The sequence below is a fragment of the uncultured Oscillibacter sp. genome (genome assembly GCF_910579365.1).
Lineage (GTDB): Bacteria > Bacillota > Clostridia > Oscillospirales > Oscillospiraceae > Oscillibacter.
Map to the genome: position 1 here is coordinate 1 of NZ_CAJTUX010000052.1, position 20,041 is coordinate 20,041.

The following is a 20,041-nucleotide window of genomic DNA, read 5'->3' on the forward strand; positions in this document are numbered from 1 at the left end:
GCCGGGTGTCTGAATCGGGCGCTCTCCGCCTCCTGGCTGTCCGCCCTGTTCTGGAACGCGCTTGCCCGCCCTGCGGTGCCGTTGTTCCTCATGGCCAGCGGGGCCCTGCTGCTGCCGCCGGAGCGGGAGATGACCCTCCGCAAGCTCTATACCAGGACCATGCCCCGGATACTGGCGGCCCTCTTCTTCTGGGCCGCCTGCTATAAGCTGGCGTTCCTGGCGCTGATGGACAGCCTCACCCCCTGGGACCTGGAGGCGGCGGCAAAGAACCTCCTTCTCTTTCGCCACGAGGAGCATCTTTACTATCTTCACATCATGCTCCTGGTTTACGCCTTCCTCCCCGTCACCCGGCTGATTGCCCGCCATGGGGACCGGCGGCTTCTGGAATACGCCTTGGGGCTTTGGTTCCTTCTGGGCATTCTGTACCCCACCCTTCGGACCTTCTGGCCCTTCACGCTGCTGGCGGGCATTCCGGTTCAGTGGCGGATGAACATGGCTTACGCCTCCATCGGCTACACCCTGCTGGGGTACTGGCAGACGGCTGCCCACCCCCGCCCCCGGCGGGAAAGCTGCGCTTTGCTGCTGGCGGGCTTTCTTTTGACCTTCGGCGGAACCTGGGCCGCCTCCGCCGCCGCGGGAAAGACGGACGGCCACTTTCTGGAGGGCATGGGCGCCGGGGTCTTTCTGGAGGCCCTTGGAATCTGGGGCCTGTGCCAGTCCGTCCCCCTTCCGGAGCGGGCCGGGCGCGCCGTGACCTATGTCTCCAAAGCCTCCTTCTGCGTCTTCCTGACCCACGTCTTCTTTTTGCAGTTCTTCGCCCGCCACGGCCTCCGGGCGGCGGACGGGCCGGTACTGCTCGCCGTGCCGCTGGTCTCCGTCCTGCTTCTGGCCTGCGGCTGCGGGACGTACGCCTTGCTCTCCCGTGTTCCGGGGGTCCGGCGCTGGCTGATTTGACCGTCCGAATAAAATTCGCCTCCTGCGGCATACTGTCATCCACTGACATCTGCCACGGGAGGCGTTTTTGATGGAGCTTCTGCAAGACATTGGCATGACCGTATTGACGACCCTGCTGTCCATTCTGGCCCTGTTCCTTCTCACCAAGCTGATGGGGGCGAAACAGGTGTCCCAGATGACCATGTTCGACTATGTGGTGGGCATCACCATCGGCTCCGCCGCCGCAGAGCTGGCCACGGAACTGGAGGAGCCTCACAAGCCCCTCACCGCCCTCATCGTCTACGGTCTGGTGGCCGTGACCATTTCCATTCTCTGCTGCAAATCCCTGAAAATCCGCTCCGTCGTCACTGGGCGGCCTCTGGTTCTGCTGGAGGACGGCGTGATCTATCGGGAGAACCTGAAAAAGGCCAAGCTGGACCTGAACGAGTTTTTGACCTACTGCCGCATTGGCGGCTGGTTCGACCTCAGCCAGCTCCAGACGGCGGTCTTCGAGCACAACGGCACCGTCAGCTTCCTGCCCAAGGAGACGGACCGCCCCGCCACGCCGGCGGACCTGAACAAAAATCCCGCCCAGTCCCAGGTCCAGACTCCCTTTATCATGGACGGAAAGCTGCTTCGCGGCAACCTCCGCCAGTCCGGGAAGGAGGATGAATGGGTCCGCCGCTCCCTCCTCCGCCAGGGCTACCGGGACGAGGGGGAGGTCTTCCTGGCCCTCTGGGGCGGCGGGGAGGATTTGACCGTTTTTCCCCGGGACCCGAGGCGAAAGCCGGAGCGCTCATAGAGAACGGGCTTTGTCCCGTCTCCCTCGAAGCATGGCAGCCCCAAGAGAATGGGAGGGGACGAAGCCCCTCCCCCGCACGTCATGTTTTCAGGGTCTCCGCCCGCCTCAATGGGAGAGAATCCATTCCTCCAGCGCCTCCGGCGTGTCCACCACGGCCACGGCTCCGGCCTCCTCCAGCTCTCCCGGCGGGGCGTAGCCGAAGAACTCCACCCCGGCGCAGGCCACGCCGCAGGCCCGGGCCCCCAGCACGTCAAACTTCCGGTCCCCCACCATCAGCACCTGGGGCAGGTCCTGTTCCGTCAGCCCCAGCTGCCGCATGGCCTCCCGGACCACGTCCTCCTTCTCCCAGTCCCCGTTGGGCGGGCTGCCCACCAGGGCGGAGAGATGGGGCGTGAAGCCGAACCGGGCGCAGATGGACACGCAGAGATTCTCCGGCTTGGAGGAGGCCAGGGCCAGCACATACCCCCGCTCCCGCAGGCGGCCCATGACCTCCGCCATGCCGGGGGCCGCCCGGTTCTCGTACTGACCCACGGGCTCGTAGTGAAGGCGGAAACGCTCCACGGCGTCCGCCGCCTTTTCCGCGCTGTAGCCGCAAAAGCGCATAAAGGAATCCTGGAGAGGCGGGCCGATAAAGCGGAGCAGCGTCTCCTCCGGCGGCGCCGGGTCTCCGTATTCCGCGACGGTCTCCCGGACGCAGTGGAGGATGCCCTCCCGGGAATCCGTCAGGGTGCCGTCCAGGTCAAATAAAATGTAGCGATACATATGTCAGCTCTCCTCACAGAATTTTGGCACGGTCACGCCCCGGGCATTCCCGTCCAGTTCCAGGGACGGGCCCTCCAGCCGCCGCACCTCGCCGGCGGGCCAGAGGGACAAAAACGCCTCCGCCCCGCCCACGTTGGGCAGGCCGTAAGGGGCATGGCGGTAGTGCATGGGCACCACGCACCGGGGTCTCAGCGCCTCGCAGACGGCCTTGGCCTCCTGGGCGTCCACGGTGTAGACGCCGCCCACAGGAATCAGCGCCGCGTCCAGATGGCCGATGGCGGCGGCCTGTTCCGCCGTCAGCTGGTGGCCCAGGTCCCCCAGGTGGGCCGCCGTGACGCCGCCCGCCGAGAGGATGTGGATGGTATTCCCTCCCCGGAGGGTCCCGCCTTCGCCGTCGTGAAAGGTCTCCACCCTGCGGATGGAGAAGGGGCAGGCGCCGTCGAAGGGGACCTCCTCCGCCTGGTCCGCGGCGTTGTGGTCAAAGTGGCCGTGGCTGCACAGGATTTTGTGGACACAGAGTTCCTCCTCCGCCAGGGGCGGGGTTTCTCCCTCCACAAAGATCCGCGTCTTTTTCGCCAGGGTATAGAAGCCCTCTCCCGCCCGGCGGGCATGTTCTTCCCAAAGGGCGGCCCGGCGGGCGGTCTCCGCCAGGGGCGGGTAGCCTTCCACGCCGGTGTAGGGGTCCAGCAGAATTCGATAGCCGTCCTGCTCCAGCAGGAAGCACGCGTGGCCCAGCCAGGTGAGTTTCATACCGGCATCCTCCTTATCGGTAATAGGTTATTGAAAAAAATCAGGGGCGGACATGGGTCCGCCCCTTCAGTATAGCAGTTTCAGCGCTGTTTGTCATCCGGGTTTTTCGGCTCCTGGCTCTTCCGCCGGAAGAATCCGCTCTCCCGGCCGCCGGACCCGCCGAAGGACGCCGTCCCCCGGGCCTGTTTCCGCCGGGAAATCCGCACCGCCAGAAGGACGATCAGCGCCAGGACAAGCATCCAAAGCCAGTTGAAGGCCAGGAAAATGGCCAGTCCCTGGAGGAAGTCCACAAAGGCCTGGAGTCCATCCACAAAGGCGTTCCCCAGACGGCTCTGGAAGGTGGGCGGAGCCTCCTCCACCGTGGACAGGCGGACGACCTCCCGGAGGCGGATCTCCACGGTGGCGAAGTCCACCAAGGCGTCGTAATGCCGGAGGGAGCCCGTCAGCTGCTCGATCTGAAGCTCCGTCTCGGCGATGGCGCTCTCCAGGGCGATGATGTCCTCCATATTCTCCGCCTTGGCCAGCAGCATCTGAAGCCGCTCCATCTTGGTCTTTTGGGTCGTCAGGCGGCTCTCCGTGTCATAGTACATCTCGCTGATGTTCTGGGCGTTCCGGTCCTTCGCCACCACATGGCCGATTTCCCCCACGCTCTTCAAAAAGTCGTTGAACCGCGCGGAGGGAACGCGGACGGTGTAGCTGCCGTTCCGGCGGCCGTCGCCATAGCTTCCCGTGGAGGCGTATTCCAGATAGCCCCCCATCCGGTCCACCAGACTCTCCAGCCCGGCGGAGCAGCTGTCGAACTCCGTGGTCTCCACCTCCATGCTGGCGGTGTAGACCATCTTGGCGTTGGCCAGCCGGTCCTCTCCGCCGCCGTCCCCGAAGTCGTCCGCCGGGGCCTCCTGGGGCTCGTCGGGCTCGAAGCCCCACTCCTGCGCGGCGCTGTTCCAATTTTCGCCGCTCGCCCCGCCGCTGCTGGCGGAAGGGCCGGCGCTTCCAGAGTCCGATCCGCTCATGGCGCCTCCTCCGCAGGCGGTAAGGGTCAGGGCCGCCAGCAGGGCAGCCAAAATCAGGGCAAGTCCTCTTTTCATCCGTGCGTCCTCCTTTTTCTGCCCCGTCTTCCATTCAGGGCTTTACTGATATAGACGAATTACGGGAAGGAAAGGTTCCGGGGTTTTTCCAAACATTCAGTCCATCACCGTCTCCCAGGTCCCGGCCCGGTACGCGTCAAAGCACATGCGGATCTGCTCCTCCGTGGTCTTCTCCTCCGCCAGGGGCGGCAGCTCATCCAGGGAGAAGTATTCGCTGGCCGTGGTCTCGATATTGCTCTGAAACTCCCCGCCAACCACGGTGCAGAGGACGAAAATCTTGCACACCTTCCAGGCGTAGACAGGCCGGTTGTGCTTCTCCCGGTCCTGTACGGCGACGACTCTCCACGGCGCCACCTCCAGTCCCGCCTCCTCCCGGGCCTCCTTCACCACGTTCTCCATAACGGAGACGTTCACATCCACCCAGCCTCCGGGGAGGGACCATTTCCCCGTGTTCTCCCGGACCAGAAGAATTTTCCCATCCTGAATAATGGCGGCCCGGGTGTCCAGCTTAGGGGTCTGGTAGCCGGTCTCGCAGCAGAAGAGGTCCTTCACCGTCTCCAGGGGCAGCTCCGTCTTGTACGAAAGCATCTCCGCGGCAATGTCCCGCAGGCGCTGGAAGCGCTCCCGGTCAAAGGGGTCCTCGCTGTAGGTCAAACCCGCCTGCCCCATGGCCTGAAGCTCCACCGCCCAGTCCAACCAGGGGCTTGTCCGCCTCGTCTCGTTCATGGTACGCCCTCCTTTTAAAAAACAGGGCTCCGTCTCCGGAGCCCCGTCTGGTATCGATCACGCCACCGCCGAGAAGGGGAGCCGCGTCTTCTGTTTTTCCTCATTCTGCCGGGCGGCGTCCTGCTGCGCGGCGTTGCCGGTGTCCGCCTTGGTGACGGTGCGGGTGGTCCCTCCGGAGACGAAAGCCTTTCCGCACTCCGGGCAGATCTCCGTGTGCATGGTCACGCTCTGGCTGACCACCTTTCGCCCCTCCCGGTCGGCCTTGGCCTGTTCCCGGTAGACGTGTTCCATCTCATGGCCCCGGACGGCGGAGGCCGCCTGTTCCGGCTTGATGTTGGTGGGCGTCTGGAAGGAGACGCCCATGTCGTCGGACCCGTCCTGATACTTCCGTTCCTCACAGGTCTGGCACTCGCCCTCCTCCAGGGCCTCCTGGGCGCTCTGCACTCCCTGGGCGGTTTCCTCCTGAGACGCTTCCGACTTCTCCTGACCCGGCAAAACGGCGTCCCTCTTCAGCTCCGGCAGACCGGGGACGTCTTCCTCCGCTGCGCCCTGTTCCAGAACATTCTCCGCGCCCTCCAAATCGTTCTTAGCCAAAGCGTCCTCAGCCCTGGACAGCTGCCCCTCCAGGGTGTTCAGCCTGGAGTTCTCCGCAGGGGAGAGTCCTTCTTTCATAAAGACCCCCTCCAGGCCGACCTCGCCCCGGACCATCCGCATCCGCCCGGCCATAGCGGCGGGATCGTTCTCCAGCCGCTTCGTCAGCTCCGGCAGGGACACCTCATCCCGCGAGACCGGAACCGCCGCGTCCACAGGCTGCACCGGCGTACCAGGGGAAGGTGCCTTCCGCGCCGTCCAAGTCTGACCTGTCCGAGCCTGCTGGGCGTCCTGTGCATTTCGGACATTCTCAGCCAGCCGCGTCCTGTAAAAGGACCCGACATACCCCATACCAAAGCCGCCGACACCGGAAATTCCGCCAATCATACGCTCACCTCATTATCAAAACTAAAGAAACTCAAAGAAGTTGAAGTTCCGCTCCAACCGTCAACTCTACAAATACCAGCATACCACATTTTTCCCAAACCGCAAGCCCTTTTTTCCATCCCCCGTCCCTCGTCCCTCGTCCCCCGTCCCCCGTCCCTCGTCCCCCGTCCCTCGTCCCCCGCAAAAAAATCAACTGCGGACCCAGCGCAGCGGTCCGCAGTTGAAGGCGAAGGAATTCCCCGTCCGGCGGAGCTTTCCGCCCCTTCGGGGCGGGAAGCGCAGCGGTAAGGGGAATTCCTGAGCTGGTACGCCCGAGGGGACTTGAACCCCTACCCGTCGCCGGAATGGAACCTAAATCCATCGTGTCTGCCAATTTCACCACGGGCGCATAACCAAGTCGTAGTATACCACAACCCCTCCCCGCCGTCCACCCCTATTTTCCACCTTGCGCTTTTCCCCGATCCGTTATACAATAGTCCCCATCCATTCAACGAAAAGAGGAATCCCGCCATGCCCACTCCCCGTGCCGCCGTTATCCACGATCTCTCCGGCTTTGGCCGCTGCTCCCTCACGGAGGTCATCCCCATTCTCTCCGTCATGGGCGTGCAGTGCTGCCCGTTGCCCACCGCCTTTCTCTCCACCCACACCGGGGGCTTCACCGGCTTCACCTTTCTGGACATGACCGAGGAGCTTCCCAAAGCCGCCCGGCACTGGAAGTCCCTGGGTCTTCACTTCCAGGCCATCTACAGCGGCTTTCTGGGCAGTGAGGAGCAGATCGGCATCGTGGCGGATTTCATCCGCACCTTCCGGACTCCCGGCACCCTGGTGGTGGTGGACCCGGTCATGGGGGACGACGGACGGGCTTACCAGACCTACACCCCCGCCATGTGCGCAGGAATGGAGCGCCTTGCCGCCCTGGCGGACGTCATCACCCCCAACCTGACGGAGGCCGCCTTCCTCCTGGGCCGGGACTATGGGGACCTTTTGGACGGGGGCCGGGCTCTTCACGACGAGGCCGCCCTGCGGGAACTGGCGGAGGCCCTGAGCCTGGGGGGGAAGCGCTCCGTGGCTCTCACCGGGGCGGCCCTGTCCCCCGGACAAACCGGGGCCATGTGCTTTGACGCCCGGACCGGAAGGGCGGAGGCTGTCCAGACCACGTTCGTGGCCCACCCCCTCCACGGCACCGGGGACATCTTCGCCAGCGTTCTCACCGGGGGGCTGATGCGGGGGGACTCCCTCTGCCGCGCCGCCGCCCTGGCAGTGGACTTCATCCACGCCTGCGCCGTGCGGACAGTGGACCAGGGCCTCTCTCTCCAGGAGGGCGTGGACTTCGAGCCGCTGCTGGGAAATCTGCTTCCCCGGCGGGAGGGCTGAGTTCACCCGCCGCCCCCACCCAAGAGACCGCCTTCCCCCCGGCGGCGGACCCGCGCAAAAAAGGCGCTCAGAGCCATGCTCTGAGCGCCTTTCGTATGCCGGAAAAGGTCCGCTTACGCCGCGGGGATCACCAGAACCTGACCCACGCTCAGGTCGTTGGGGTTCTTGATGACGTCCTTGTTGGCGTTGTAGATCACCTGCCACTGACGGCCGGTGCCATAGGCCTTCTGGGCAATGCTCCACAGGCAGTCGCCGGACTTGACGACATAGTCGCCCTCAGCGGCGGGAGCGGGGACAGGAGCGGGCTCGGGAGCGGGAACGGGCTCCGGAGCGGGCTCGGGAACCGGCTCGGGAGCGGGGGCGGGCTCCTCAGCGGGGGCGGGCTCCTCAGCGGGGGCGGCCGTGAGAACGGTGATGCGGCCCGCAGGCTCGCCATAGGCGGCGGTGGTGACGGTGCCGTTCAGCGCCTCTTTGATGTAGTCCATCAGGACCTCATCCATGGGGATGCCCAGATCATAGTTGGCGGAGGCGGCGGCAAAGGCGTAGTAGGTGTCGCCGCCGGCGGCCATGAAGTCGTTGGTGGCAATGGAATAGGTGGCCTTCTCGTCAAAGGCCTTGCCGCCCACGGTGGCGATGCTCACGCGGTTGATGGAGGCGGGCTTGTGATAGGTGGAACCGGGATACAGGTCGCCCTCGGCGAATTCCTTGGCGGTGTCCACGGTGAACTCAATGCCGCTGACCTGGGGGAAGCCGCCCACGGCGGTGGGGGTGCAGTAGGTGGAGGCTTCCAGGGCCTCCAGCAGCTCGCTGCCGGTGACCTTGACAATGTTCAGGGTGTTGCCGAAGGGCAGGACGGTGTTGACATCCTTCTTGGTGATGTCCCCGGCCTCAATGGCGGCACGGATGCCGCCGCCGTTGGTGACGGCCGCGTCCACAGTCTCGCCATTCTTCTCCGCGCCCCAAACCAAAGCGTCGGTAATCAGGTCGCCCAGGTTGGTCTCCTCGGTGCGGTTGCCGGGGTCCCGCTCGCCGTTGAGGAGGGTCTCGGTCTTGGCAAAAGCGGCGCCGTAATCGTCGTCGATCTGCTTCTGGATGGCGGCGGCCCGGGCGGCGATGGCCTCGTCCCCGGCCAGGCCCTCGGTGGCCACGTTCTCCATGGTAATGGCGCCCTCGGCGTCGATGGTCACCACGCCGATGTTGGCCAGCTTCGTGCCGGTGGAGGTGATGGGCTTGTCGCCGGCGGCCGCCTTGACCTCCTCCAGAGTGGAGTGGGAGTGGCCGTCGATGAAGACGTCGATGCCCTCCACCTTCTCCATCAGGTCGATGGAGCGGTTGCCGGTGGACTCGTCGTCAATGCCCAGGTGGCCCAGGCACACGATGTAATCGCAGCCCTCGGCCTCCAGGGCCTTCACCTCAGCCTCTGCGATGGCAAACATCTCCGCGCCGGCGGGGAAGGTCACGCCCTGAATCTTGGCGGGGTGAGCCTTGGTGGCGGTCTCGGGAGTGCTCAGGCCGAAGACGCCGATCTTCTTTCCGCCCTCGGCGGTGAAGATGGTGTGAGGATTGTCCGCCTTGCCGTTCACCAGCACGTTGGCAGCCACCACAGGGAACTTGGCGTCCTTGGTGATCTCCTGGAAGTTGGCGTAGCCATAGTCGAACTCGTGGTTGCCGATGGTGGCGGCGTCATAGCCCGCCATATTCATCAGCTCCACGGCGGTCTTGCCCTGGCTGACGCTGACGGTGGGATCGCCCTGGATGAAATCGCCGGCGTCCAGCAGCAGGGTGTAGGCGCCCTTGGCCTGGTATTCGGCCTTCAGCGCGGCCACCTTGGCGTACCCGGCGATGCCGCCGTGGACGTCGTTGGTGTGGAGAATGACGATGGAGCCCTCCAGGCTCTCGTCCTCCCCCTCGGCGCTGGCGGTGACGGCCAGGGAGAACATCATCGCAAGAGCCAGCAGCAGGGACAGGATTTTCTTAGTCTGCATTCTTTTACCTCCTCTTTCTTCTGGGGCGGACGGACGTCCGCGTGTCCTGATGCCATTATAACACATATTTTCCAAATAGAAAGCGCAAAGTTTTCCCATTTGGGAAAAAATTTTTGCCACAACGGTCCAAGCTGTGCTATACTATAGCAAACTCCAGAAATCTCGACAGCAGCGGAGGCGGATACGGGCGGTGCAGAGCGGGAAGGAAGACGCGGCTGCGCGCCGCCCGCATCTGCCGGACGGCGGTTGATATTTTGGAAGTTCGCGACAGGTCCATCCATCATTTTGAAACGGAGGAACACATATGCGCACACTGTTCAAGGGCGGCTCCGTGGTCTCCGGCAAGGGCGTCCGGCGGGCCGACCTGCTCATGGAGGGGGAGAAGGTCGTCTCCCTGGGCCGTGGACTGAAGGCGGAGGCGGACCGCGTGCTGGACGTCACCGGCTGCGTCCTCTTCCCCGGCTTCATCGACGCCCACACGCATTTTGATCTGGAGGTGGCCGGCACCGTCACCGCCGACGGCTTCGCCTCCGGCAGCCGGGCGGCCCTGCGGGGGGGCACCACCACCATCATCGACTTCGCCTGCCCCAACAAAGGGGAGTCCCTGGCCGCCGGGCTGGAGCGCTGGCGGGAGAAGGCCGAAGGGAAGACCTTCTGCGACTACGGCTTCCATATGACCATTGACGACTGGAACGAGGGCATCCGCCGGGAGCTGCCGGAGATGTTCGCCCAGGGCATTTCCTCCTTCAAAATGTATATGACCTACCCTGCCATGCTGCTGGGGGACCGGGACCTCTACTGGGCGCTGAAGGAGCTGAAGACCCTGGGGGGCGTCTGCGGCGTCCACTGCGAAAACGCCGGGGTCATCGACGGCATGATCGCCGAGAAAAAGGCCGCCGGGGAACTCTCCCCCGCCAGCCACCCCGCCACCCGTCCGCCCTATCTGGAGGCGGAGGCCGTGGCCCGTCTTCTCCGGGTCGCCCAGGCGGCGGAGGCCCCCGTCATCATCGTCCACCTCACCAACGGCGAGGCGCTGGACGAGGTTCTCCGGGCCCGGAAGCGGGGCCAGACCGTCTATGTGGAAACCTGCCCCCATTATCTGACCCTGGACGAGAGTCTTTACCACCAGGACGCCTTCACCGACGCCGCCCGGTACGTCTGCGCTCCGCCCCTGCGGAACAAGCGGGAACAGGACGTGCTGTGGAAGGCCCTCCGCCGGGGGGATATCCAGACCGTGTCCACGGATCACTGCTCCTTCACGCTGGAGCAGAAGGCCATGGGCCGGGAGGACTTCACCAAGATTCCCGGCGGCCTCCCCGGCGTGGAGACCCGGGGAGAGCTGATGTGGTCCTGCGGCGTGGCCAAGCGGAAGATCAGCGTGGCCCAGATGTGCCGCCTCCTCAGCGAGAACCCGGCCAAGCTCTACGGTCTCTTCCCCCGGAAGGGAATCCTTCAGCCCGGGAGCGACGCGGACATCGTGGTCTACGACCCCAGCGGCGGCCATGTCATCCAGGCGGAGGACTGCATCTCCGCCGCCGGCTACACGCCCTTTGAGGGCTTCGCCACAGACGGCGGCATCCGGCAGGTGTGGCTCCGGGGCAGGCTGGCCGCGGAGAACGGAAACGTGCTGGTCTCCGCCCCCGAGGGCAAGTACATGGCCCGGGGGAAATGTATGCTGTAGTTCCTGTTCTTGAGAGAAAAGGTTTGAAAAACTTCTGATTAAACACGAGAGGAACCCCTCCCGGGTTCCTCTCGTAACTCTCTTCCTTCCCGTTGCGTCAGTCTTCCGCGTTTTTTGACACGCTGAGCGGCGGACCCTCCTGGGCCCGCCGCTCTCTGTTGTTCAGGGTTATTCAGGAAAGGGGCTCCCACTCCCCATCTGCCAGCTCGTAGATGGGGACGCGCATCTTCTTTGCGGCGCCGTCCAGCGCCGGCAAACCGAGAACCGCCAGCACCCTTCTCGTCCTCCAGGTTTCAAACCATGGTTTCCTGCCAGGCAGGTCCTGTCACTCGCCCCACCGGACGTCCACCACAGTGCCGTTCTGGAACTCCACGGTCTCACTCTTCATAATGTAGTCGGTCTTCCCGATGCGGACCTCCTGCTCCCCCACCTTGGTGGTCATGACCTCCTCCTTGGGCACAGTGGCGGTGCAGGTGAAATAGAGGTTCACATGGTCCGGGTCCTCATACCACTGCCCGTCGGGGCCCAGGACCAGCCAGGGGGTCATCTCCACGGACTCGATCCGTCCGTTCAGCCGGGCCCCGGAGGCCATCAGCGGGGAGGGCAGGTTCTCCTTTGAATTCTCGTACAGCTCCGTGGCCACATTCTGGACCCGCACCACGTAGGTAATCTCCGTCGTGGGCACCTCAATGCTGCCGCCCCGGTTCAGAAGCCGCGCGGCGGCGTAAACCGCCACGGCCAGAATCAGGATTACGGCGACGATGTCGATGATGTTGAACTTTCCAATGCGAAACGCGTTCTTCTGTTCCATGCTTGACCTCCGTAAGCGGGCGCTTCCCGCCGTCTCGTTTGTAATGAATGCGGCCTTATGGACAAGGCACGAAAAATATTATATAATACGTTTCACAAAATCACAAGGGGATTTTTACTATGAACGTCATCCACCTTATCAGCGGCGGCGACTCCGGCGGGGCCAAGACCCACGTCCTGAGCCTCCTCCAGCGCCTTAACGAGACCATCACCGCCCAGCTGGTCTGCTTTCGGGACGGTCCCTTCGCCGAGGAGGCCCGGGCCCTGGGCATCCCCACCATGATCTGCGGAGGCAACCACATCCTGAAGGTCCGCCGGCAGCTGGCGGACTACATCCGCCGGGAGGGCTATGAGCTCATCCACTGCCACGGGGCCCGGGCCAACATGATCGGGGCCCTGCTGCGGGGCGTCACCGGACTGCCGGTGGTCACCACCATCCACAGCGACTATAAGATCGACTATATGGGCCGCCCCCTGGCCCGCTGCACCTTCGGCGTCATCAACACCTGGGCCCTCCGGCGGCTGGACTACCGCATCGGCGTGTCCGACGCCATGGTGAACCTCCTCATCTCCCGGGGCTTCCCGGCGGACCGCTTCTTCGCCATTTACAACGGCATCGACTTCACCCCCGCCCCGGACCAGGGGGACCGGCTGTCCTATCTCCGCTCCCTGGGGGCCCAGGTGGAGGCGGACTCCGTGGTGGTGGGCATCGCCGCCCGGCTGAACCCCGTCAAGGACATGTCCACCCTCATTCGGGGCTTTGCCAGGGCCCACGAATCCTGCGAAAAACTGCGCCTCGTCATCGCCGGGGACGGAGAGGAGCGGGAGAAGCTGGGAAACCTCGCCCGGGAGCTGGGCGTGGAGAACCAGGTCGCCTTTGCCGGGTGGATCAGCGGCGGCATGGACCGTTTCTACAGCGCCCTGGACATCAACGTGCTGACCAGCCTGTCCGAGACCTTTTCCTACGCCCTCACCGAAGGGGCCCGGTTTCACCTGGCCACCATCTCCACCGCCGTGGGGGGCATCCCCTACCTCATTGACGACGGGGTCAACGGCTTCCTCTTCACGCCCCGGGACTGGGAGACCCTGGGGGACCGGCTGGCCGCCCTGGGAAACGGCCCGGCTCTCCGCCGCGAGATGGGAGAGAAGCTCTTTGAAAAGGCCTCCGCGCAGTTCTCCATTGAAAAGACCGTAGACACTCAGCTCCGCATCTATCAGGAAATCCTCCGCCGCCACAGCCGCCCCAAGGCCCGGCGGGACGGCGCGGTGATCTGCGGGGCCTATGGCCGGGGCAACGCCGGGGACGACGCCATTCTGGAGGCCATCCTCCAGGAGATGCGCTCCATCGACCCGGACCTGCCGGTGACGGTCATCTCCAAAAACCCCAAAAGCACCCGCCTGAGCTACCGGGTCCGCGCCGTCAGCCGGATGGACCTCCCGGGCTGGCTGGGGGCCATGGGGCGGGCGAAGCTCTATATCAACGGCGGCGGCAGCCTCATTCAGGACGTGACCTCCCGCCGGTCCCTGTGGTTTTACCTCATGAACATCCGCGCCGCCAAATGGGCGGGGTGCGGCGTGCAGATGTACGGCTGCGGCATCGGTCCCGTCAAGCGGGAAAATCACCGGAAGCTGGCGGCCAAGGTGCTGAACCGGAACGTGGACGTCATCACCCTCCGGGAGCCGGACTCCCTGGAGGAGCTGAAATCCATGGGCGTGGACAAGCCGGAGATTCACCTGACGGCGGACCCGGCCCTGACGCTGGCTCCCGCCCCGGAGGAGAAGACGGACAGCGTGCTGCTGCGGGCGGGGATTCCCCCCCGGGGGAAGTATATCTGCTTCGCCCTCCGGCCCTGGCCGGGATTCCAGGAGCGGGCCTCCCTCTTCGGCGAGGCGGCCCGCTACGCTTGGGAGCGCTATGGACTGACCCCCGTCTTTACGGCGGTGGAAAAGGGGCAGGACCCCTCCGCCGCCCGGCTGGCCGCCCAGGCCCTGGGGGACGCGCCCCATTACTTCCTGGACGACGCCAAGACCGCCGGCACCATCATCGGGGCCCTGTCCCGGATGGAGGTGGTGGTGTCCATGCGGCTCCACGCCCTGATCTTCGCCGCCGGGCAGGGCATCCCCCTGGCGGGGGTGGTGTATGATCCCAAGGTCTCCGCCTTCCTCCGGTATATCGGGCAGGAGAACTTCACGGACCTGGAGACGCTGACGGCGGAGCGTCTCCAGGCCATGATCGACCAGGCCGCCGCCCAGGCCGGAGACAAGCAGGCCCAGGAGCAGGCGGTCCGGAAGCTCCGGGATCTGGAGCGGGGAAACGTGGACGTGGCCAGGCGGCTGCTGGAAGCCTAGCTCAGCGGGAGCAAAGTTCCCGCTGGGCCGCAATGGTCTCCAGGGTATCCCCCAGCTGGGTCAAAATGGCCCCCACCAGGCCCAGCTCCTGGTCGTTCAGCCGGCTGGCGACGGCCACCGCCAGGGAGTTTACCGCGGTGGTCAGGGCCAGGGGGTCGCAGTTTGGATTGGTCATAGAACATCACCGTTAACAGTCTATGTAAAAGGGGCGGACCTGTGTGTCCGCCCCCACTTGTCTTTTCCTTTCGTTTCCTGTACAATCGAAGAAAACCCGCAGCCTGAAAATTTTACATATCTGGAGGAACCCGACATGACCTATCAGGAAGTTTTGGAAAACGCCCGGGGCTCTATGGGCCCCTACTGCAAGTCCTGTCCCGTCTGCAACGGCCTGGGCTGCCGCAGCGCCATACCCGGCCCCGGGGCCAAGGGCGCCGGCACCGGCTTCATCCGCAACTACCAGAAGTGGCAGGAGCTGTGCGTCAACATGGACACCATCTGCGAGAACAAGCCCGTGGACACCTCCTTCACCCTCTTCGGGCAGAAGGTGGATCTCCCGGTCTTCGCCGCCCCGGTGGGGGCCATGCAGCTCCACTACGGGGACAAGTACGACGATTTGGCCTATAACGACATCCTCGTCGCCGCCTGCGCTCAGGCGGGCATCGCCGCCTTCACCGGCGACGGTACGAACCCCGCCGTCATGGAGGCCGCCGCCGGGGCCCTGAAAAAGCAGGGGGGCCGGGGCGTGCCCACCGTCAAGCCCTGGAACCTGGAGACCATCCGGGAAAAGCTGGCCCTCATCCAGGCGGCGAAGCCCTTCGCCATCGCCATGGACATCGACGCGGCGGGCCTGCCCTTCCTGAAAAACCTCCAGCCCCCAGCGGGGAGCAAGACCGTGGCGGAGCTGAAGGAGATCGCCGGCATGATGGAGGGAACGCCCTTCCTCCTCAAGGGCGTCATGACCGTCCGGGGGGCGGAGAAGGCTCTGGAGGCCGGGGCCAGCGGCATCGTGGTCTCCAACCACGGGGGCCGGGTGCTGGACCAGTGCCCCTCCACCGCTGAGGTCCTTCCCGCCATCGCGGACGCCGTGGGAGGCAGGATGGCGGTGCTGGTGGACGGCGGCATCCGCTCCGGCCTGGATGTGTTCAAGGCCCTGGCCCTGGGGGCGGACGCCGTGCTCATCGGGCGGCCCTTCGTAAACATGGTCTACGGCGGCGGCGCGGAGGGCGTGCAGGTCTACGTGGACAAGCTGAAAGCCGAGCTGGCCGACGCCATGGCCATGTGCGGGGCCCACTCCCTGGCGGAAATCCGGCGGGACATGATCTTTGGGTATTGACAGGCAGCAGGGTTGCAGGGAGGCAGGGAACCCCTCCTGGGTTCCTCTCGCAGCTCTCTTCCTTCCCGCTGCGTCAATCTTCTGCGTTTTTTGACACGCTGAGGCGGCGTCCTTCCGGACGCCGCCTTTTCGAATGCTTATGCGCTCGCGCGCTCCAGCGCGTCCAGCTCCCGCAGGGCCCGGCGCTGAATCACAATGGCGCTGGCCAGGGTCAGCACGTCTGAAACCGCCTGGGTCATCTCCACTCCCAGCAGCCCCAGAGCCGCCGAGAGAATGTAGACCAGGGGGATGAAGAAAATCCCCTGCCGGGCCATGGCCAGGAAGGTGGCGGAGGCCGTCTTGCCGATGGTCTGGAGCATCATGTTGCTCATGGTGGTCCAGCTCATGGCCGTCAGCGTCACGCACTGGCACCGCAGCGCCATGGCGCCGCAGGCGACAACCTCCGGATCGTCCCGGAAGAGGGCGATGAGCCGGGGGGCGAAGACGAAACCCAGGGCGCTCACCGCCAGCAAAAACACCGTGGAGGTCTTCACGCAGAACCAGAAGCCCTCCTTCACCCGGCTGTAGAGCTTCGCGCCGTAGTTGAAGCCGCAGACGGGCTGGAAGCCCTGGCCGAAGCCGATCATGGCGGACCCGCCGAACATGGTGATCCGCTGGACCACGCCCATGGCGGCGATGGCGGCGTCGCCATAGGCTCCGGCGGCCCGGTTCAGGCAGATGGCGGCCACGCTGGCAAGGCCCTGCCGCGCCAGGGAGGGCAGGCCGCCCCGGACGATCTGAACATAGTACTCCGGCTTCCGCTTCACCCGGGAGATATGGAGATGGAGGTTCCCGCCCCTGGTGCAGCCCGCCAGCAGCAAACAGAAGCTGACGAACTGGCTGACAATGGTGGCCCAGGCCGCCCCGGCCACCCCCAGGCGCAGTGTGAAAATTAAAATCGGGTCCAGGGCGATGTTCAAAACCGCGCCGCTGGCGATGCCCACCATGGCGTAAGCCGCGCTGCCCTGATAGCGGAGCTGGTTGTTCAGCACCAGGGAGGAGGTCATCCACGGGGCCCCGAAGAGGATGACCTGGAGATAGGCCTTGGTATAGGGCAGAATCGTGGCGGTGGAGCCCAGCAGCACGGCCAGGGGCTCCAGAAACAGCTGGCCCAGGGCGCAGATCAGCGCCCCCGCCGCCAGGGCGGAGAAAAAGCCCGTGGCGGCCATGTTGCTGGCCTCCTCATAGTTCTGCTTCCCCAGCTCCCGGGAGATGAAATTGCCGCTGCCGTGGCCAAAGAAAAAGCCCACGGCCTGGATGATGGCCATGAGGGAGAAGACCACGCCCACGGCGCCGGTGGCGCTGTTGCTCTTCAGCATCCCCACAAAGAAGGTGTCCGCCATATTGTAGAAAGACGTGACCAGCATGCTGATGATGCAGGGCACGGCCAGCCGGCAGATCAGCCGGCTGACGGGCGTCTCCGTCATCTGATGAAATTTCTGTTCCTGTTTTTCGTCCATTCTGCCGTCCATAGGCGGCCCCCTTCCCAATATCCCGTCTTTTTTTACATTTTCATCTTAGTATAGCACGGTCTTTCCAAAAGTGAAAGCGGCATTTTAAAAAGAGAGACGGCGGACGTCCCCGCCGCATACACTGGAGCAGTACCCCTTCTTCGGGTGCAATTTCCAGGAAACGAGGGATTCCCTTTGCGTATCAACGAAGCCTATGAGCATGAGGCCATCCTCCCCTGTCAGGGCGAGGACTGCTGCCTTGGCAGCGGCTGCAATAAAATTGTTACACAGTGTGTCGACGTCACCGCCCCGGTGACCCTGGTACCCGCGGCCTCCCTGGGCACCGTCACGGTGTCCTGTCAGGGCGCGCCGTCGGTGAACTGCGTGTCCGACTCCTGCGGCGCCAGCAGCACCATCACCGTCACCCAGCGAATCTGCGTCACCATCCCGGTTAAATACGAGATCTGCATGAACGCCTGCGAGCCCACCATCTCCTGCGCGGAGGGCTGCCCCCCCTCCTGCGGCTGCAAGGGATAAGGCGCGTTCCGGGGGCTGTTCCGGCGGGAGCGGCCCCCGCTCTTTCTTTCGCTCAGCGGTAGGGCTCCGGATTGTCCGACAGGCCCACCAGATAGTCAATGCTGGTGTGATAAAACCGCGCCAGGGCGATCAGCGCTCCGCTGGGAATGTCCAGCCCTCCGCTCTCATAGCGGGAATAGGTGGCCTGCGAGACGTGAAGCAGCTCCGCCAGCACCCGCTGAGGCAGGTCCCGGTCCTCCCTGAGGTCCCGCAGCCGCCGGTACATAGTCCTCTCCCCTTTCCGGTTTCTCCAAATCGTCCCCATTCTAGGATATGCGAAAATTGCATATTGATTTTTATACGAAAATCGCATAAAATGGGAGACAGCTCAACAGGACGGGGGAATCGCCTTGGCAAAGAAACCAAAAACAAAGCGGCAGGTCTGGCGCATCTGGGTAGACACCCGGCGGCGGCTGGTCTCCTTTCACGAGGAGCCTGGCTGCCAGCTGCTGGAGTTCCACAGCTATGAGTTGTTTCAAAGCTGCGTGGACGGCTATACGGCCCAGCGCTACCGTTACCAATAAAAAAGTCTTTCAGACGGTTGACAAACCGGAGAAACGTGATATTATAAGGTGGAACTGAACATTTTGGCGTGGATAAGGACGAGTAGCCCTTTCCCTCCCCCTCAGAGAGCCGCCGGAACGGTGCAAGGCGGCGGGGAGGAAGCGGTGAACATCACCTTGGAGCCTCCTGCTGAACAACGAGTAAGCAAGGACGTGCGGTGGGCGTTACTCCGCCGGCCCGTGGTGGCGGGCCATGAGGGGCCGTTTCCCGCAAGGGAGCGGCAAGAAGAGTGGTATCGCAGAGCGTGGACGCGCCCTGTCTCTTACGGGAGACGGGGCGCTTTTTATCTTTTGGAAAGGAGGCCGCCCTATGTATGCGCCGACCATCCGGCCCGCGTCGCCGGAGCCCGTCCTCCCCTTCCCGGAGCGGAACCCCGCCAAAGTTCTTACAATTTGTAATCAATATTCTTTATAATACAAGGAGGAATCTACCCATGGACTACAACAAGACCATTCACCTTCCCAAGACGGACTTTCCCATGCGGGCCGGCCTGCCCAAGCGGGAGCCGGAGATGCTGAAGCGCTGGGAGAGCGAGGACCTTTATCACGAGCTTCTCAAGAAAAACGAGGGCAAACCCCTCTTTAACCTCCACGACGGCCCTCCCTTCTCCAACGGGTCCATCCACATGGGCACCGCCATGAACAAGGCCATCAAGGACATCATCACCCGGTCCTACGCCATGCGGGGCTACTACACCCCCTATATCCCCGGCTGGGACAACCACGGCATGCCCATCGAGTCCAACATCATCAAGCAGAACAAGCTCAACCACAAGGCCATGAGCATTCCCGACTTCCGCTCCGCCTGCCGCGACTTCGCCGCCCACTATGTGGACGTGCAGCGGGACGCCTTCAAGCGCATCGGCGTGGTGGGCGACTGGGACCACCCCTACCTTACCATGGACCCCGGCTTTGAGGCCGAGGAGGTGAAGGTCTTCGGGGCCATGTACAAGAAGGGGTATATCTACAAGGGCCTCAAGCCCGTGTACTGGTGCCCCCACGACGAGACGGCCCTGGCCGAGGCTGAGATTGAGTATCAGGACGACCCCTGCACCACCGTCTATGTGAAGTTCCCCATGCACGAGGATCAGGGGAAGCTGGCGGCCTATGACAAGAGCAAGCTCTTCTTCGTCATTTGGACCACCACCATCTGGACCCTCCCGGGGAACCTGGCCATCGCCCTGCACCCCGCCGAGAGCTATGCCATTGTGCGGGCCTCCAACGGCGAGCACTATATCATGGCGGAGGCCCTGACGGAGAAGGTCATGGGCCTGGGCGGCTTCGATTCCTGGGAGATCGTGGAGACCCATCCCGGCAGCTTCTTTGAAAACATGCTGGCGGACCACCCCTTCCTGCCCAAGACCAGCCGCCTGCTGCTGGCGGACTACGTCACCATGGACAGCGGCACCGGCTGCGTCCACACCGCCCCCGGCTTCGGCGCGGACGACTATCAGACCTGCAAACGCTATGGCATGGACATGGTGGTCCCCGTGGACGACCAGGGACGGCACACGGACTACGCCGGAAAATACGCCGGCATGTCCACCGACGAGTCCAACCCCGTCATCCTCCAGGACATGAAGGAGAGCGGCATGCTCTTCGCCCAGGAGGACATCGTCCACAGCTATCCCCACTGCTGGCGCTGCAAGAGCCCCATCATCTTCCGGGCCACGCCCCAGTGGTTCTGCTCCGTGGAATCCTTTAAGGACCAGGCCATCGCCGCCGCCGAGGAAGTCCGCTGGGTCCCCAAGTGGGGCATCGACCGGATGAAGTCCATGATTCGGGAGCGGGCGGACTGGTGCATCAGCCGCCAGCGCCGCTGGGGCCTGCCCATCCCCGTG

Annotated in this window: 19 protein-coding genes and 1 tRNA gene; 9 read left to right on the forward strand and 11 right to left on the reverse strand. The window is 64.2% G+C overall.

Features of this window, described 5'->3' with window-relative positions:
• A partial coding sequence (locus QZ329_RS11235; protein WP_295752631.1) for an acyltransferase family protein occupies positions 1-954 on the forward strand: 954 nt, incomplete at its 5' end.
• A 70-nt stretch (positions 955-1,024) separates the two neighbouring features.
• Positions 1,025-1,735, forward strand: coding sequence for a DUF421 domain-containing protein (locus tag QZ329_RS11240; protein ID WP_295752633.1), 711 nt, complete (start codon positions 1,025-1,027; stop codon positions 1,733-1,735).
• A gap of 105 nt (positions 1,736-1,840) precedes the next feature.
• Here the strand turns inward: QZ329_RS11240 and QZ329_RS11245 are convergent, their stop codons facing one another.
• From QZ329_RS11245 to QZ329_RS11270, 6 genes are all read right to left on the reverse strand, one after another.
• Positions 1,841-2,497 (reverse strand): HAD hydrolase-like protein, encoded by a 657-nt coding sequence (locus QZ329_RS11245; protein WP_295752635.1) that lies wholly within the window; start codon positions 2,495-2,497, stop codon positions 1,841-1,843.
• A gap of 3 nt (positions 2,498-2,500) precedes the next feature.
• Complete coding sequence (locus QZ329_RS11250) at positions 2,501-3,247, reverse strand: MBL fold metallo-hydrolase (protein WP_295752637.1); 747 nt, start codon at positions 3,245-3,247, stop codon at positions 2,501-2,503.
• 80 nt (positions 3,248-3,327) lie between these two features.
• Complete coding sequence (locus QZ329_RS11255; protein ID WP_295752639.1) at positions 3,328-4,335, reverse strand: DUF4349 domain-containing protein; 1,008 nt, start codon at positions 4,333-4,335, stop codon at positions 3,328-3,330.
• Positions 4,336-4,431: 96 nt separating this feature from the next.
• Entirely contained in the window at positions 4,432-5,061 is a 630-nt protein-coding gene (locus QZ329_RS11260; RefSeq protein ID WP_295752641.1) for an NUDIX hydrolase, read from the reverse strand.
• Between the two features lie 57 nt (positions 5,062-5,118).
• Positions 5,119-6,039: a hypothetical protein gene (locus QZ329_RS11265; protein WP_295752642.1), complete on the reverse strand. Its 921-nt coding sequence runs from the start codon at positions 6,037-6,039 to the stop codon at positions 5,119-5,121.
• Between the two features lie 303 nt (positions 6,040-6,342).
• Positions 6,343-6,427, reverse strand: a tRNA-Leu gene (locus tag QZ329_RS11270).
• Positions 6,428-6,549: 122 nt separating this feature from the next.
• On the opposite strand from QZ329_RS11270, the gene QZ329_RS11275 reads away from it, so the two are divergent.
• Positions 6,550-7,413: a pyridoxamine kinase gene (locus QZ329_RS11275; protein ID WP_295752644.1), complete on the forward strand. Its 864-nt coding sequence runs from the start codon at positions 6,550-6,552 to the stop codon at positions 7,411-7,413.
• A gap of 113 nt (positions 7,414-7,526) precedes the next feature.
• On the opposite strand, the gene QZ329_RS11280 is transcribed toward QZ329_RS11275, so the two are convergent.
• On the reverse strand, positions 7,527-9,398 hold the full coding sequence (locus QZ329_RS11280; RefSeq protein ID WP_295752646.1) for a 5'-nucleotidase C-terminal domain-containing protein: 1,872 nt from the start codon (positions 9,396-9,398) through the stop codon (positions 7,527-7,529).
• Between the two features lie 304 nt (positions 9,399-9,702).
• On the opposite strand from QZ329_RS11280, the gene hydA reads away from it, so the two are divergent.
• Complete coding sequence (hydA, locus tag QZ329_RS11285) at positions 9,703-11,079, forward strand: dihydropyrimidinase (protein ID WP_295752649.1); 1,377 nt, start codon at positions 9,703-9,705, stop codon at positions 11,077-11,079.
• A 325-nt stretch (positions 11,080-11,404) separates the two neighbouring features.
• Here the strand turns inward: hydA and QZ329_RS11290 are convergent, their stop codons facing one another.
• Positions 11,405-11,890 (reverse strand): DUF4330 domain-containing protein, encoded by a 486-nt coding sequence (locus QZ329_RS11290; protein WP_295752650.1) that lies wholly within the window; start codon positions 11,888-11,890, stop codon positions 11,405-11,407.
• 119 nt (positions 11,891-12,009) lie between these two features.
• Here QZ329_RS11290 and csaB point away from each other — a divergent pair, with 119 nt between their 5' ends.
• Complete coding sequence (csaB, locus tag QZ329_RS11295; protein WP_295752653.1) at positions 12,010-14,238, forward strand: polysaccharide pyruvyl transferase CsaB; 2,229 nt, start codon at positions 12,010-12,012, stop codon at positions 14,236-14,238.
• A gap of 1 nt (position 14,239) precedes the next feature.
• Here csaB and QZ329_RS11300 read toward each other — a convergent pair whose 3' ends face one another.
• On the reverse strand, positions 14,240-14,413 hold the full coding sequence (locus QZ329_RS11300; protein ID WP_295752654.1) for a DUF6774 domain-containing protein: 174 nt from the start codon (positions 14,411-14,413) through the stop codon (positions 14,240-14,242).
• A gap of 135 nt (positions 14,414-14,548) precedes the next feature.
• Here QZ329_RS11300 and QZ329_RS11305 point away from each other — a divergent pair, with 135 nt between their 5' ends.
• The gene (locus QZ329_RS11305) at positions 14,549-15,571 is read left to right on the forward strand and encodes an alpha-hydroxy-acid oxidizing protein (protein ID WP_295752655.1); all 1,023 of its coding nucleotides are present in this window, start codon (positions 14,549-14,551) and stop codon (positions 15,569-15,571) included.
• Between the two features lie 137 nt (positions 15,572-15,708).
• On the opposite strand, the gene QZ329_RS11310 is transcribed toward QZ329_RS11305, so the two are convergent.
• Positions 15,709-17,082, reverse strand: coding sequence for an MATE family efflux transporter (locus QZ329_RS11310; protein ID WP_295752657.1), 1,374 nt, complete (start codon positions 17,080-17,082; stop codon positions 15,709-15,711).
• A 174-nt stretch (positions 17,083-17,256) separates the two neighbouring features.
• Here QZ329_RS11310 and QZ329_RS11315 point away from each other — a divergent pair, with 174 nt between their 5' ends.
• Positions 17,257-17,598 (forward strand): hypothetical protein, encoded by a 342-nt coding sequence (locus QZ329_RS11315; RefSeq protein ID WP_295752659.1) that lies wholly within the window; start codon positions 17,257-17,259, stop codon positions 17,596-17,598.
• 52 nt (positions 17,599-17,650) lie between these two features.
• On the opposite strand, the gene QZ329_RS11320 is transcribed toward QZ329_RS11315, so the two are convergent.
• On the reverse strand, positions 17,651-17,863 hold the full coding sequence (locus QZ329_RS11320; protein ID WP_295752661.1) for a helix-turn-helix transcriptional regulator: 213 nt from the start codon (positions 17,861-17,863) through the stop codon (positions 17,651-17,653).
• Between the two features lie 124 nt (positions 17,864-17,987).
• Between QZ329_RS11320 and QZ329_RS11325 the strand changes: the two genes are divergently transcribed.
• Both QZ329_RS11325 and QZ329_RS11330 read left to right on the forward strand, forming a co-directional pair.
• Positions 17,988-18,161 (forward strand): hypothetical protein, encoded by a 174-nt coding sequence (locus QZ329_RS11325; RefSeq protein WP_295752664.1) that lies wholly within the window; start codon positions 17,988-17,990, stop codon positions 18,159-18,161.
• A 473-nt stretch (positions 18,162-18,634) separates the two neighbouring features.
• The coding region (locus QZ329_RS11330; RefSeq protein WP_295752666.1) for a class I tRNA ligase family protein at positions 18,635-20,041 on the forward strand (1,407 nt) is incomplete at its 3' end.

Excerpts from the sequence above, each read along its gene's own strand:
- QZ329_RS11310 (WP_295752657.1), bottom strand. The coding sequence starts at position 17,082 with ATGGACGGCAGAATGGACGAAAAACAGGAACAGAAATTTCATCAGATG.
- QZ329_RS11300 (WP_295752654.1), bottom strand. The coding sequence starts at position 14,413 with ATGACCAATCCAAACTGCGACCCCCTGGCCCTGACCACCGCGGTAAAC.
- QZ329_RS11250 (WP_295752637.1), bottom strand. The coding sequence starts at position 3,247 with ATGAAACTCACCTGGCTGGGCCACGCGTGCTTCCTGCTGGAGCAGGAC.
- QZ329_RS11290 (WP_295752650.1), bottom strand. The coding sequence starts at position 11,890 with ATGGAACAGAAGAACGCGTTTCGCATTGGAAAGTTCAACATCATCGAC.
- QZ329_RS11260 (WP_295752641.1), bottom strand. The coding sequence starts at position 5,061 with ATGAACGAGACGAGGCGGACAAGCCCCTGGTTGGACTGGGCGGTGGAG.
- QZ329_RS11265 (WP_295752642.1), bottom strand. The coding sequence starts at position 6,039 with ATGATTGGCGGAATTTCCGGTGTCGGCGGCTTTGGTATGGGGTATGTC.
- QZ329_RS11245 (WP_295752635.1), bottom strand. The coding sequence starts at position 2,497 with ATGTATCGCTACATTTTATTTGACCTGGACGGCACCCTGACGGATTCC.
- QZ329_RS11320 (WP_295752661.1), bottom strand. The coding sequence starts at position 17,863 with ATGTACCGGCGGCTGCGGGACCTCAGGGAGGACCGGGACCTGCCTCAG.
- QZ329_RS11280 (WP_295752646.1), bottom strand. The coding sequence starts at position 9,398 with ATGCAGACTAAGAAAATCCTGTCCCTGCTGCTGGCTCTTGCGATGATG.
- hydA (WP_295752649.1), top strand. The coding sequence starts at position 9,703 with ATGCGCACACTGTTCAAGGGCGGCTCCGTGGTCTCCGGCAAGGGCGTC.
- QZ329_RS11275 (WP_295752644.1), top strand. The coding sequence starts at position 6,550 with ATGCCCACTCCCCGTGCCGCCGTTATCCACGATCTCTCCGGCTTTGGC.
- QZ329_RS11305 (WP_295752655.1), top strand. The coding sequence starts at position 14,549 with ATGACCTATCAGGAAGTTTTGGAAAACGCCCGGGGCTCTATGGGCCCC.
- QZ329_RS11240 (WP_295752633.1), top strand. The coding sequence starts at position 1,025 with ATGGAGCTTCTGCAAGACATTGGCATGACCGTATTGACGACCCTGCTG.
- QZ329_RS11255 (WP_295752639.1), bottom strand. The coding sequence starts at position 4,335 with ATGAAAAGAGGACTTGCCCTGATTTTGGCTGCCCTGCTGGCGGCCCTG.
- csaB (WP_295752653.1), top strand. The coding sequence starts at position 12,010 with ATGAACGTCATCCACCTTATCAGCGGCGGCGACTCCGGCGGGGCCAAG.